The sequence below is a fragment of the Sorangium sp. So ce385 genome (genome assembly GCF_051474135.1).
Classification (GTDB): Bacteria; Myxococcota_A; Polyangia; order Polyangiales; family Polyangiaceae; genus Sorangium; species Sorangium cellulosum_D.
Map to the genome: position 1 here is coordinate 5,075,492 of NZ_CP150337.1, position 12,193 is coordinate 5,087,684.

At 73.3% G+C, this 12,193-nt stretch carries 11 protein-coding genes; 4 read left to right on the top strand and 7 right to left on the bottom strand.

What is annotated here, in order from left to right; genetic code table 11:
* Positions 1 to 149 precede the first annotated feature (149 nt).
* Complete coding sequence (locus WME83_RS18620; protein WP_020735680.1) at positions 150 to 380, bottom strand: VF530 family DNA-binding protein; 231 nt, start codon at positions 378 to 380, stop codon at positions 150 to 152.
* 387 nt (positions 381 to 767) lie between these two features.
* Here WME83_RS18620 and WME83_RS18625 point away from each other — a divergent pair, with 387 nt between their 5' ends.
* On the top strand, positions 768 to 1,427 hold the full coding sequence (locus WME83_RS18625) for a hypothetical protein (protein ID WP_437320623.1): 660 nt from the start codon (positions 768 to 770) through the stop codon (positions 1,425 to 1,427).
* Positions 1,428 to 1,503: 76 nt separating this feature from the next.
* On the opposite strand, the gene WME83_RS18630 is transcribed toward WME83_RS18625, so the two are convergent.
* Positions 1,504 to 2,151, bottom strand: coding sequence for a DNRLRE domain-containing protein (locus tag WME83_RS18630; RefSeq protein WP_437320624.1), 648 nt, complete (start codon positions 2,149 to 2,151; stop codon positions 1,504 to 1,506).
* A 258-nt stretch (positions 2,152 to 2,409) separates the two neighbouring features.
* On the opposite strand from WME83_RS18630, the gene WME83_RS18635 reads away from it, so the two are divergent.
* A complete protein-coding gene (locus WME83_RS18635) occupies positions 2,410 to 3,363 on the top strand; it encodes a hypothetical protein (protein ID WP_437320625.1) in 954 nt (317 codons plus the stop codon).
* Positions 3,364 to 3,629: 266 nt separating this feature from the next.
* Positions 3,630 to 4,091 (top strand): macro domain-containing protein, encoded by a 462-nt coding sequence (locus tag WME83_RS18640; RefSeq protein WP_437320626.1) that lies wholly within the window; start codon positions 3,630 to 3,632, stop codon positions 4,089 to 4,091.
* Between the two features lie 48 nt (positions 4,092 to 4,139).
* On the opposite strand, the gene WME83_RS18645 is transcribed toward WME83_RS18640, so the two are convergent.
* From WME83_RS18645 to WME83_RS18655, 3 genes are all read right to left on the bottom strand, one after another.
* Positions 4,140 to 5,672, bottom strand: coding sequence for a hypothetical protein (locus WME83_RS18645; RefSeq protein ID WP_437320627.1), 1,533 nt, complete (start codon positions 5,670 to 5,672; stop codon positions 4,140 to 4,142).
* Positions 5,673 to 5,786: 114 nt separating this feature from the next.
* On the bottom strand, positions 5,787 to 7,259 hold the full coding sequence (locus tag WME83_RS18650; RefSeq protein ID WP_437320628.1) for a PLP-dependent aminotransferase family protein: 1,473 nt from the start codon (positions 7,257 to 7,259) through the stop codon (positions 5,787 to 5,789).
* Positions 7,260 to 7,414: 155 nt separating this feature from the next.
* On the bottom strand, positions 7,415 to 8,455 hold the full coding sequence (locus WME83_RS18655) for an MBL fold metallo-hydrolase (protein WP_437320629.1): 1,041 nt from the start codon (positions 8,453 to 8,455) through the stop codon (positions 7,415 to 7,417).
* Between the two features lie 219 nt (positions 8,456 to 8,674).
* On the opposite strand from WME83_RS18655, the gene WME83_RS18660 reads away from it, so the two are divergent.
* The gene (locus WME83_RS18660) at positions 8,675 to 9,376 is read left to right on the top strand and encodes a TetR/AcrR family transcriptional regulator (protein ID WP_437320630.1); all 702 of its coding nucleotides are present in this window, start codon (positions 8,675 to 8,677) and stop codon (positions 9,374 to 9,376) included.
* A 153-nt stretch (positions 9,377 to 9,529) separates the two neighbouring features.
* Here WME83_RS18660 and WME83_RS18665 read toward each other — a convergent pair whose 3' ends face one another.
* On the bottom strand, positions 9,530 to 10,816 hold the full coding sequence (locus WME83_RS18665; protein WP_437320631.1) for a hypothetical protein: 1,287 nt from the start codon (positions 10,814 to 10,816) through the stop codon (positions 9,530 to 9,532).
* A gap of 389 nt (positions 10,817 to 11,205) precedes the next feature.
* Complete coding sequence (locus WME83_RS18670) at positions 11,206 to 12,027, bottom strand: metallophosphoesterase (RefSeq protein WP_437320632.1); 822 nt, start codon at positions 12,025 to 12,027, stop codon at positions 11,206 to 11,208.
* Positions 12,028 to 12,193: the final 166 nt, after the last annotated feature.

Sequence of the window (12,193 nt, forward strand, 5' to 3'; positions counted from 1 at the left end):
TCGACGACGACATCCGCGGCCTCCAGCGGCGCGCCCATAGAGACCGAGATCAGGCGTGGTGCGTCACGGGCGCGCCGCCCGGCTCGCGGTGATCACGACACCGCGCCGCTCCCGGATCCAGGTGCTCGGCGTGCGATCGAGCGGGCCGGTCACGGGCTGGGCTTGGCTTTATCCCGCACGTAGAGCGCCTCCACCTGCTGCCGGGCCCACGGGGTCCGTCGCAGGAATTGCAGGCTCGATTTGATGCTGGGATCGTACTTGAAGCAGCGAATGTCGATCATGCGTCCGAGCTGCTCCCAGCCGTGCTGCGCGACCAGGTGCTCGAGGATCATCTGGAGCGTGACGCCGTGAAGAGGATTGTTGGGCTGGGGTTGAGTCATATCGATGCTCGGGGGCGACCGCCCCGGAGGGCCAGCGTGAGCCCACGGTGTAGCACGTCGCGCGGCGGCCGCCGCACCCACGCCGCCCGCGCGCCCACGCCGCCCGTGCACGCCGAGGAGCGCTCGGTTTCATCCGCCCCCGCCCCGTCGTCGCAGCAACCCTGGCGGCACGTCCACCGGGAGATGGGTGCCGCCCATCTCGGGCAGGGGCGAAGCGTCTGGAGGCGCGCGAGCACGGTGCCACCCTCGCCAGGCGACGGCGGAGCTCCTCCGACGTGTCCGGTTGCACGGCCACGGTCGGCAGGTGCGGGAACCAGCGGGGTCGACGTTGCGGACGACACGTTCCCATCATGCCTAGCCGTCGCCCGCGGTGGTAATATGGGCGACATGGGTCACGCACGCCGCTTCCTCGCCGCAGCCCTGATCCCCGCGGCCGCTGCGGTCGCCGCAGCGTGCGGCGCGCCGGTCGAAGGCCCCCAGGGCTCCTCGCAGGCCGCGGGCTCGAGCGGGAGCGGCGCCGGCGGCGGGAGCACCGGCAGCACAGAGGCCGGTGGCGCGGGCACCGAAGGTACGGGGGCTGCGGGCGCTGGGGTCGGCGGAGCTGGGGCCGGCGGCAGCTGCATCCCCTTCTCCGAACCGCCGGGAGCCGAGTGTTCGCCGAACCTGCAGTGCAAGAGCACGGCGATGTCGTGCGTGTGCAGCGGCACGGACACGCTCTGCTCCTCGTCCCAGACCGGTCAGCAGAACGACGTGCACCCGCCGAAATCCCTCCCACCCGAGGGAGGCTGCTGCGACACCGAGGGCCTGGTCTGCGGCTACGAGACGTGTGGGCCGATCTGCCGGTGCACGAACGGCGCGTGGTCGTGCCAGGCGCCCGACGTCTGCCCGCCGTTCGAGTGCCCGGCCGATCCCTCGCAGCTCGACGGCCAGCGCTGCGAAGGGTTCCTTGGGCAGGTCTGCGCTCGATGCTCCCCGCCCTGGAGCTGCACCTGCGAGCTCCAGCCGACGGGGGCTGCCCTGTGGGAATGCGTCGAGATCCCGTGCTGAGCGGCCGCTCCGGCGGCCGGCACCCGATGTCGTCCCGGGGGCAGCCGCTGCGCGATCGCGCCCCGGCGCGGCCCCGCTACTCGGCCGGCGTGAAGCAAACCTCGAGCATCGGCCGGAGGGCGACGTTCGCATGTTCGCTCGACCGGATGTCGGTCCGGGCGTTCACGTCCTGCAGCGCGACGCCGTAGTTCGGCTGGGATCCATCCACCCAGGCCTGGACGAGGGGCGCCACGCTGGCGCTCACGGAGGCGTCCGCCTCGGCGACCGTGGTGATCACGGCCTCCACGGCCGGGGTGTACCCGGGGAAGTTGCCGGCGTGGACGGTCGACTCCTGCCAGGGGCCGTTCACGCGGTGCACCTCGATGGTGCCGGCGCTTGCCTTCCACGGGTGGGACAGCGTGAGGACCGCGGATTCGATGTTGGATCCCGCCGGGATGAACGCCAGATCGAACGCCAGCACGCCCGCCTTCACGTCCGCCGGCAGCGTCGTCGTGACGAGATACGGGTAATCGCCGTATGGCCACGAGATCCCGGGCTGGATATACGTATCCTGAACGCTCCCGTAGGTGCCGCGCTGCACGACGACGCACTGGGGCTCGACCTCGCAGGCATCGCCGATGGCGTCGCCGTCGACGTCGGCCTGGGAGGGGTTGGCTGCGCCGGGCCGTCGACCGGCGGGCGCGCCGAGCTCGCGCGAATCCTCGTGCTGTTGACGGAGGAGCACGCCCGTCCGCGCCGACGGTGCGGTCCCGCACGGAAGCATGTCTCTGGCTCCGCCAGAGGGCGCGCTCACAGCAGATCAGCGACAGCGCTCCACCGCGATTGGCGCCGTGCGGCTCGATCGACGCAAGCCACCGATCGCCGCAGGAATGCTGGCGACACGCGCCGCACCGTTCACGGCGAACAGAGCACCGGTGGCGGGGACGGCGGCACCAACCGAGCTCTTGCGGCAGACGCTCCCGCTCGATATTCAAGCTGGACGATGTTTCGTGGTTCCGACGATGCGGCCCTCTTGCGGACGGCCGAGGCGCAGGTGCTCGAGAGCTACGCCGCGCTCGTGCAAGTCGTGGCGCGTGTCGCGGCCGTCAACGCGCGTCTCGTGGAAGGCGGGGTGGCTCCGATTCCGCTCGCCACGTACACGCCGCCGCCCGCCGCGGTGGGGGTGCCGACCTCCGTGGAGCTCCTCCAGGGCCAGCGCGCGTACTACGCCGGAGAAGCCGCTCGTCTCGGCGAGGCCCTCCGCGCGATGGAGTCGGTGCTTGCCGAGCGCGCTCGCCCCGTCGCGCCGCTCCGGCCGGGGCCGCGCGCCGTGCCTGCCGCGTACGTCTTCGCGGAGCTGTCCCGCGGGGCATGGTCCTTCTTCAAGATCGCCCTGTTTCCGCCTTTCACGATGCTGATCGCGCCGGTCCTGCTCGCACCGTGGTTCGCTGGGCCGCTCGCGGGCGCCGCGGCGATGGCTGCGTTCCTCGTCGCGCTCTGGGGCGTGTCGCTGGCGGGCGCGAGGAAGCGCTTGCGGCTCCTCGCGCGCGGCGAGGTCGGCACCGTGCTCCAGAAGAGCGAAGCGTACTCGGGCGTGCGGCTCAGGAGCTGGCCCGTGCTCTGGACGAACGGCTGGGACATCGCGCTGCGCCCGTACTCGGGCCTCGGCTCGGCGACGACGCTCACGGTGCAGACCCCGCGCGGACGCATCGCGCAAGTCACGGTGCGCACGGGGCCATCGTTCCACGGCGTCGTGCTCGCCGATCCCGAGACGGGCGACGGCCTGGCGAACTGCGACTTCGCCTCTGCCCCGCGGCCGGATGCGCGGGGCGAATGGGACCCAGCTCTCCCGGGGCGCGTCTGGGCGACGAGCTGTCTCTCGGTCATCGCGTCGCTCGCGCTCGCCACCGCTGCGACCGTCGTCGTGCTCGCCTCTCTGGACCTCCAGGCGCTCTAGATCGAGGCTCGCTCTGCGGAGCTGCCCCTTCCCGCAACGGGCCGCCGCTCACGCGGTGAGAGGGGCGCCGGAGCCTTGGGCCGAGGAGGAGGCCGCGCGCTCGAGCGAGCACGGCGGATCGTGTACGGGGCGCGCCGGCGCGGACGTACCGGGTAGGCCGGAACGGCGCGATCGAGGTGGCGTGGGCATAGGCGGCTCCTCGCCTCGCATGCGCGGGCCCGTCGGCATCTCACGAAGCCGACCGCGGAAGTGCTAGGGTGCCCCGCGTGCCGACGATCTTCACCAAGGGCGACCTCCTCAACACCCCGGATCTTCACGCGTACGCGCACGGCGTGAGCTGCGTGGGCCAGATGGACACGGGGATCTCCGTGGCGTTCAAGAAGCGCTGGCCGGGCCTGCTCCCGGCGTTCGAGCAGCGGAGCGCCGAGCGGAAGCTCCAGCTCGGGGAGGCCTTCGCCTGGAGCGAGGGCGGCGACACGGTGTACAGCCTCGCGATCCAGGAGAACGCGACCAAGAGGCCCTCGCTCGCCGCGCTCGAGCGCTCGCTCGCCGCGATGGTGACGCACGCCGCCGGGGCGGGGATCACGCGGATCGGCGTACCGCGCGTGGGCGCCGGCAAGACCGGCCTCGAATGGCTGCGCGTCAAGAGCATCCTCGTGAAGGTCGCCAACGACAAGCCGGTCACGCTCGTGGTCTACGAGCAGTTCGTGCGCGCCCCGAGCGCCTGACGCCAGCCGAGCCCGCCGTCCGGGGCCCGACCCGCCGATCCGGCGCGCCTACTTGCCGACCTCGGCCGAATAGAGGCCGGCCGTCGTGCCGGGGAGGTCCGTCGTGAAGGCGAGGCGGCGGCCGCCGTGGCTGCTGAAGTAGGTCAGGTTCGCTCCCGGCGCGATGAGCCGGGGCTTCAGGGGATCGCGCGACAGGTCGACGACCTTCAGGTCGGCCGTCGACCTCGCGACGTCTTCCGCGTCGAAATGGGTGTTGTCGTTGAACGACACGAGGCCGCGGACGGCCGGCAGATAGCTCCAGCCCCCGTCGTCGCTGAACTGCCGCACGCCGCCCTCGCCCGAAGCCAAGAGGGGGGCGGTGCCGGTCGTCAGGTCGACGATGCGGGCAAACAAAACATGCTTCGAGTCGGCGCTGAAGGGCGGGCCGCCGAGCACGTTGCGCGCCTGCGGGTCGATCGACAGGGGCGGAGTACCGTGGCGCGCGTCGGCGAGCGCCACGTCGGAGAGGCCGGTCGCGGGGTCGCGCTGGGTGAAGAAGGGCACCTTGCTGCCGTCCGGCGACGCCCACGCGTCGGTGATGACCTTCGACCCGGCCAGGACCGTGAGAATGCCCCCGACCCCGTCGGCGATGGTCTCGGTCGACCGACAATCGCCCGGCGTGGCGCGGCGCAACTCGAGGCCGGCCTCCGTTTGCGCGGTGTACACGACGAGGCCGCGTTGGGTGAAGAAGCCCAGTCTCGAGCGCACCTCGTCGAGCGCGCTCACGTCGCCGTCGTCGGAGACGACGACGGGGTGCCCCGAGCCCGCCAGCGTCGTGAAGAACGACCCGCCGCCGGCGTCGGCGCTGAAGAAGGGGGGCGTGGCGACGCCGCCGAGCAGGTCGACCCTCTCGCCCCGCTCCCAGCTCGACAAGGTGGCAGAGCTCGCGCCGCCCTCGCAGTGCAGCGCGACCGGGTGCGAGCGGCCGTGGCGGCCGACGAACGCGGCGAAGGGCCGACAATACCCCGAGGGGAAGCCCATCGGCACCGCGCCGAGCAGCGTCGTGCGCTCGCTCATGTCGGTCGAGGCGAGCTCGACGTCGCCGACGCTGCCGTCGGCGTTGCTATGGGTGGGGAACAGCACCGAGCGGCCGTCGGCGCTCGCCGAGGTCGCGAAGGTCCCGATGGGCGAGGCGGCGGACGCCTCGCGCGGGCCGGACGCCGCGCTCCACACGACGAGGGGGCTGACCCCGAAGCCGGGCAAGCTCCGGTCGGGGTTGGTCCAGCAGAACGCGACCTTGCCGACGGTATAAACGAAAGCGGTGTTCCCGGGGGGCACCTGGGCGACGAGCTGCCTCGTCGCGCCCGGATCGAGCGCGGTCGCGTACACGCGCTCTCCGTCCTGATAGAGGGCGTGATTGTCGCTGGTGACGCCGAGCAAAAGCAGGCGAGCGCCCCGCTGCACCCGCCATTCCGCGGGCGTCGTGAGCGACGCCTGGCTCTCCGATTCCGCCTCTTCGGGGGGCGGGCTCGGCGCCTCCATCTGGGCGCAGCCGAGCAATGCCGCGCCGAATGTGATGCCAGCAAAGAAAGCTTTGACCATGTGCGGGTCTCCTCTTCGGTCAGACCCTAACGCGCGCAGGCACCCTGCGTTGGGGCCAGATCGTCGATGTCGCGTAGTCCAGTCGCCCGCGCGTCGCACGGAGCGAGGCGCGCGTCAGGGGCGATCACCCGCGGGCCTGGACCTGGCCTTCGGCAAGGTCTGCGCGAGCCGCCGCGCCGCGTCCTCGAGCTGGGCCTCGTCGCACGCGGCGAAGCCGAAGCGGGCGAAGTCGAGCGGCCAGCGACCGAGCGCGAAGTGGCTCGCGGGCTGGAAGGAGACGCCCGCCGCGTGCGCGCGCCGGGCCCACGCGTCGATGTCGACGCCGGGGGCCCGCGCCCAGAGGGCCATGCCCCCGCTGGGAGGGTCGAACTCGAGAGCGGGCAGGTGGCGCGCGAGCGCCTCGCAGAGCGCGTCGCGGCGGGCGCGGTAGGCGCGCCGGACCCGCTGCGTGTGCCGATCGATCTCGCCGTTTTCGAGCAGCTCGGCGACGGCGCGCTCGAGCGCGTGGTCGCCCTGGTGGTCGACGAAGGCCCGGTAGGCCGCGATCCGCTCGGCGACGTCGGGGGTCGATACGACGAAGCCGAGCCGCAGCCCCGGGGCCAGGATCTTCGACAGGGTGCCCAGGTAGACGACCACCCCGTGGCGGTCGGCGGACGCGAGGGGCAGCACCGGCCGCCCCTCGTAGCGGAACTCGTGGTCGTAGTCGTCTTCGAGCACGAGCAGGCGCCGGCGCCGCGCCAGCTCGAGCAGGCGCACGCGCCGCGCCGCGGTCAAGGTGACGGTCGTGGGGAGCTGGTGGTGGGGCGTCGTGTAGACCGCCTTGACCCTCCTGGCCGCGCAGAGCGCCTCGAGCGCGGCGACGTCGAGCCCCTCGCCGTCGAGCGGCACGGGCGCGAGCTCCACGCCCGAGAGCTCGAGCGCGCCGCGGGCGGCGGGGTGGCTGTACGCCTCGATCGCCACGCAGTCGCCCGGCTCGAGCAGCGCGCGCGCCGCGAGGTAGAGGCCCTGCTGGCTGCCGCGCACGATGTTGACCGACGCGACGCTCGCCCGCACGCCCCTCGCCCGGGTCAGCAGCTCGACGATCGCCCGGCGCAGGCGCGGCTCGCCCCGGGGGTCGCCGTAGTCCATCAGCGCGCGCGCCCCGGCGCCGAGCATCGCGCGGCGGTAGGCGCGGCACAGCTCCAGCCTCGGCACGAAGCCGAGCTCGGGCACCCCGCCGAGCAGGAGCAGATCGGCGCGCGGGGTCGAGGGCGGGGCCGGCAAGGGGCGTCCGGGCAGATCGAACCCGGCCCGGTCGGCGAGGGCTCGTCGGCGGAAGGGGGGCAGCTTGGCGGGCAGGTCGCTCGATACGTACGTTCCGGTGGCGGGCGCGCTCGTGATCCAACCCTGGCGCGCGAGCTCGAGGAACGCGGCGACCACGGTCTTGCGGTGCACGCCGAGCTGGGTGGCGAGCTTGCGGCTGGAGGGCAGCCGCTCGCCGGGGCGCAGGCGGCCCCGTTCGATGTCTTCGACGACGGCCCGCGCGATCTGCAAAAAGAGCGGCCCCTGACCCGCCGCGCCGAGCTGAAGAACGAGTTCTCGGGTCACCGCCACGCCGCCCGTGCCTGCGCCGGAGGGGCGGGGCGCCCTGGCGCCCGCCCCCGAGCTCTCGATGCCCCGCCGCCCGGGATCTGTCAACCGAGGCGCGGTTCGCCGCCGGCAGCGCTCGCGCGAAGGGGAGCCGCGTGGGACCGCCTCGTTCGTCAGCGCGCGCCGGCGACGGAGCGCCACCACGGGGTCGGCGCGTCGACGTGCTCGGGCTCGAAGGCCGCGCCGATCGGCGGCGTCACGACGCGCGCGCGGCGCTCGGCCGCGAGGGAGAGCAGCGTCTCGGCCGGCTCGTCCCAGTCGTGGAGGGCGAGGTTGAAGGTGCCCCAGTGGACCGGAAGGAGCGTGCCGCCGCCGAGCATCTGGAATGCGGTCAGCGCGTTCTCGGGGCCGAGGTGGATCGCCCCCCACGCCGGGTGGTACGCGCCGACCTCGAGCATCACCAGGTCGAAGGGGCCGTGTCTCCGGCCGATGTCCGCGAACTCGGGGAACAGCCCGGTGTCGCCGGAGAAGAAGACCTTGCGCCGCTCTGCCTCGATGACCCAGGAGGCCCAGAGCGTCTTGTTGCCGCTCGTCGGCCCGCGGCCCGAGAAGTGCTGCGACGGCGTCGCGGTGAAGCGAACGCCGCCCACCTCCGCGCCCTCGTGCCAGTCGAGCTCGGTGATCCGCGCGGGGTCGACGCCGAGCGCCTCGAGGTGCGCGCCCACGCCGAGCGCCGTGACGACGGGGACGCGCGTGCGGGCCAGCGCCTCGATGGTCGGCGCGCAGAGGTGATCGAAGTGGTCGTGCGACAGCAGCACGGCGTCGAGCGGCGGCAGCTCGTCGAGCGCCGCCGGCACGGGGTGGAAGCGCATCGGGCCCGCGAACGCGACGGGGGAGGCGCGCTCGGCGAACACCGGATCGGTGAGGACGCGGCGGCCGTCGATCTCGATCAGCACGGTGCTGTGGCCGAGCCACGTGACCCGCAGGCCGGTCGCGCTCCGCCGCGCCCAGGTCTCGTGAGGCCGCGCGAGGGGCAGCGGCCCGGGCGGCGTCCGCTGGCCGCGACCGAAGAAGTACTCGCCGATCACGGGCAACGCCGAGCCGTTCATGCCGGGGCCGGCGCCCGACGGGTTCTGGAAGCGGCCGCCCTTGAACTGCGCGGAGGCGCGCGCCCGCTCGAGTCGGAGCCCCTTGCGACGCTGGGAATCATTCATGAAGGGATGACCTCCTGCCGGGCGTGGCGCCTTGCGAGCCAGAGTCCGACGGCGATGGTGACCAGCGCGGCGCCCACGCCGAGCCACGCAGAAGGAGGGGCGTCGCGCTGAGCGCCGAAGACCCGTTGACCGCACGAGGCGGACGGCCGAACGGGCGCGCAGGACGATGTTTACAACTGGAGCTCAGGTTGTCAAGTTTGACATTGACGATTGAAGCGTTTGCTGGCAACTTCGATCATCGTGAGCGAAGCGAGCTCCACCGACAGGCCCGCCGACGACGTGCGCCGCCGCAAGCTGATGGACGCGGCGCTGACGGTGTTCCTGCGCTTCGGCTTTCGGAAGACGTCGATGGACGAGGTCGCGCGGGCCGCGAACGTCTCGCGACAGGGCCTCTACCTCCACTTCGCCACGAAGGAGGAGCTCTTTCGCGCGTCGGTGGCGTACTTCCTCGACACCGCGCTCGCCGCCGCCGCGGCCGCCCTCGCCGACGCGGAGCGCCCCCTGGAAGAGCGGCTCGTGGCCGCGTTCGACACGTGGGTGGGCCAGTTCGTGGGCGCGCTCGGGTCCGACGCGGCGGATCTCCACGCCGCCACGAAGGAGCTCGTCGGCCCGACGGTCGACGAACGTGAGGGGCAGTTCGTCGAGGCCGTGGAGGAAGCCCTGCGCGCCTCCGGGCTGGTGGCCGCCTACGCGCCCGCGGGCGTCACCGCGCGGCAGCTCGCGGAGACGTTGTACGCCGCCGCGCGCGGTCTGAAGTACGGCGCCGCGACGCGCGAGAGCTTCGTGGAGGGCATGTCCGTCGCCGCGCGGGTGATGTGCCTGCCGCAGCGGGACGACCGAGAGAAGCGGGCGAGGAAAAGACCGCCAGGCGTTCGCGGCGAGGGCGGCCGGCCGCGCAAGGCGCGCGGCACGACACGATAACGTGGGGCGAGAGGCGTGAAGGTCCTCCTCGTCGACGCGGCAGGCACGGCAGGGCAGGGCGTCTTGCGGGTCCGCGGCGCGGCTGCTGTCGCCAGCGGCGGCGTGGATAGCGCGCAGGGCGGCCTTCCAACGTGCATTGCCCGTGACCGGCGTTCATCCATGCACCCTCGTGCGGCGCGGGGCTCCGCGCACGGTCCGTGCGGGTGATGCCTCGTCGAGCTCGTCCTCGGCGGCGCGCTCGAGCGCCGCGCGGAGCTCGGCGTCGGCCGTGGCCTCGGCGGCGACGCGGATGAGGTCCTGCGCCTCGGGAACTCCGGCGATCCGCAGGAGGAGGGCAGCGCCGATGCGGCGATCCGGCGGGGCGCTGGTGTCGTCGAGGGCGTGGCGCACGTCCTCCAGGGTCAGGCCGGCCGCGCGGTAGTCGCCGGCGGTGACCATCCTGCGGAGATCCTCGCGCCAGGCCGCGGGGTCGCGACCGCGCCGCTCCAGCGCCTCGGCGCCGCGCGGGGCGGCGCCCCCCGCGACGCGCTTGCGCGCCTCGCGGACGCGCAGCGCGAGCGCCCTGACCAGCCCGCGCTCCGCCCGGAGCTCGACGGGGCGATCGTCCCCCTGGCGGACCAGGAGGAGGCGATCGCCGCGCGTCCGGACCGCGGTGAGCACGGCATAGGGGAGCCAGGTGCGCGTGAAGGGACGCTCGACGAGCACGCCGTCGCTGCCCACCACGAGCCGCGCGGGACGAGCGGTGGCGCGGATGAGCCAGTTGAAGAGCACGAAGAACGCCAGCGACTTTGCGTTTCCCAAGGCGGAGCGATCGACGAATACGCTGAGGTCGTCGAAACAGGCGCTCGCGAAATCCAGGACGAGCGCGGAGACCACGTAGCGGGCCCAGGCGGCCGCGCGGTCGCCTTTGACGCTGCCGAGCGAGACCGCGACGCGTCGCGCTTCGGGTCCGAGCCCGAGGGCCGCGAGCAGCCGCGCGCCCTCCTCCTCGCTCTCGACCTGCACCTCGAGCTGCCGTCCGCCGCGGAGCTCCAGCGCGACGCAGGGGCGCGGCTCGGGCACGACCAGGCCGGAGCGGATCGCGGCGCGCGGGATCCAGCGAACCGCGGCGCCACGGGTGAGGCGCAAGCCGGTCGCGCCGGCGGCCACGCGCACCGTTCCGCGCCGGGTGCGCGGAGCGAAGGTGACGAGGGCGCTCACCAGCACGAAGAAGAGGCCGGCGAAGAAGCCGGATCTGCTCCAGGCCAGGATGTCGCGGGCCACCTGACCGAAGAGCGGGGAGGCGAGCTTCTGCCCGAGGACGTCGGCGAGCGCGCCGGCGAGCACGGGGCCCACGCTCGCGAGCAGCGCGAGGCACTCGAACACACGCCCGAGACCCGGGTGACGCTGCGCAACGCTGGAGCTCGTGAGCTCGAAGGAGGGGCTGGTGGTGGCCGGCATGCGGCGGAATCGTCCCTGCGGGAGACGCGGATCCGAGCATAAACCGCGTCATCCGGCCGTGGCACGCTCGCCGGTCGTCGTGAATGTGCCGGATCTTCGACCCGAAGACGGCCAGCGCCCGCTACCAGGCCGGCCGCGACCGCTGCCGCTGCCAGGCGGCGCCGCCGCGATGCCGTCGAGCCGGTTGAACCACAACGACCTGTCGACACCCTCCCCGGAAAATTGAAATCCAACCCCGCGGTTGCCGACACCCTCCCTCGATATCGTCGATCCTGCCGGCCGCGTGGTCAGAGCGGCACGTCGCTCCAGCGCTCCACGGCCATCGCGTCGCCCCCGGAAACTGGCCGCGCGCGTAACGTCACTGCGCGCGGGCGCGCCGAGGCGGCCGGTCATCCGGCGATCAACCGGAGGAGGGCGAGCTCCGGCCGGCAGGTGAGCCGCGCGGGCAGGACGCTCGTGCCGACACCGCGGCTCACGTAGACCGGGCCGCGCTCGGTGGCGTACATCCCCGAGCGAAACCGGCCCGAGCCGGGCGGCACCCACACCGGCACGCCGAGCGCCCGGATCTGCCCGCCGTGGGTGTGCCCCGCGAGGCCGAGGTCGAAGCGCGGCGCGCCGGCAGGCAGCCTGTCGAACAGGCCCGGCGCATGCGTGAGGAACAGCCGCACGGGCGAGGCCGGCGCGCGCGAGAGGGCCGATTCCACATCGTCATGACCGCTGCAGAAGTCGTCCGTCGCGACGACGGCGATCCCGCTCCGGAGCAGCGTCGACTCGTTTCCGAGCAGCCGCGCGCCGGCGCGCGCATAGGCCTCGTCGAGGCGCCGCAGGGGCACGTGCCCCCAGTGCTCCCAGTTGCCCAGGGTGGCGACCACCTCGCGCCCCGGCGCGGCGAGCCTGCGGCAGAGCTCCTCCAGCGCGCCGAGCGCGCCCTCGTCCTCGATGGAGTCGCCGGTCATCACGACGAGGTCCGCGCCGAGCGAGCGCACGGCGGACGCGACCTTGTCGTGCACGCCGCCGAGCGCGCGCAGGTGCAGGTCGGAGAGGTGCGCGATCCGGAAGCCGTCGAGCGCGCGCGGGAGCCCGGCGACGGGGACGTCGTGCTCGGTGATCTCGAGCCACGACGGCTCGACGGCGAGCCCGTCCACCGCGCACGCGGCCGCAGCACAGCAGCCGGCGCCGAGGAAGACACGGCGCCTGAGCTTCAGGGACATGCAGGGGAGGGTACCATCGAGCCGGAGCTTATCGCCGGACGGAGCACCGGCCCCATCGCGCGCCGCGCCGGCCATCTCGAGATCCGCCGTGCAGCGCAGGAACCTGCTCCCCTCGGCCCTGTGCAGGAACCTGCTCCCCTCGGCCTGTGCAGGAACCTGCTCCCCT

Excerpts from the sequence above, each read along its gene's own strand:
- WME83_RS18620 (WP_020735680.1), bottom strand. The coding sequence starts at position 380 with ATGACTCAACCCCAGCCCAACAATCCTCTTCACGGCGTCACGCTCCAG.
- WME83_RS18625 (WP_437320623.1), top strand. The coding sequence starts at position 768 with ATGGGTCACGCACGCCGCTTCCTCGCCGCAGCCCTGATCCCCGCGGCC.
- WME83_RS18635 (WP_437320625.1), top strand. The coding sequence starts at position 2,410 with ATGTTTCGTGGTTCCGACGATGCGGCCCTCTTGCGGACGGCCGAGGCG.
- WME83_RS18645 (WP_437320627.1), bottom strand. The coding sequence starts at position 5,672 with ATGGTCAAAGCTTTCTTTGCTGGCATCACATTCGGCGCGGCATTGCTC.
- WME83_RS18655 (WP_437320629.1), bottom strand. The coding sequence starts at position 8,455 with ATGAATGATTCCCAGCGTCGCAAGGGGCTCCGACTCGAGCGGGCGCGC.
- WME83_RS18665 (WP_437320631.1), bottom strand. The coding sequence starts at position 10,816 with ATGCCGGCCACCACCAGCCCCTCCTTCGAGCTCACGAGCTCCAGCGTT.
- WME83_RS18670 (WP_437320632.1), bottom strand. The coding sequence starts at position 12,027 with ATGTCCCTGAAGCTCAGGCGCCGTGTCTTCCTCGGCGCCGGCTGCTGT.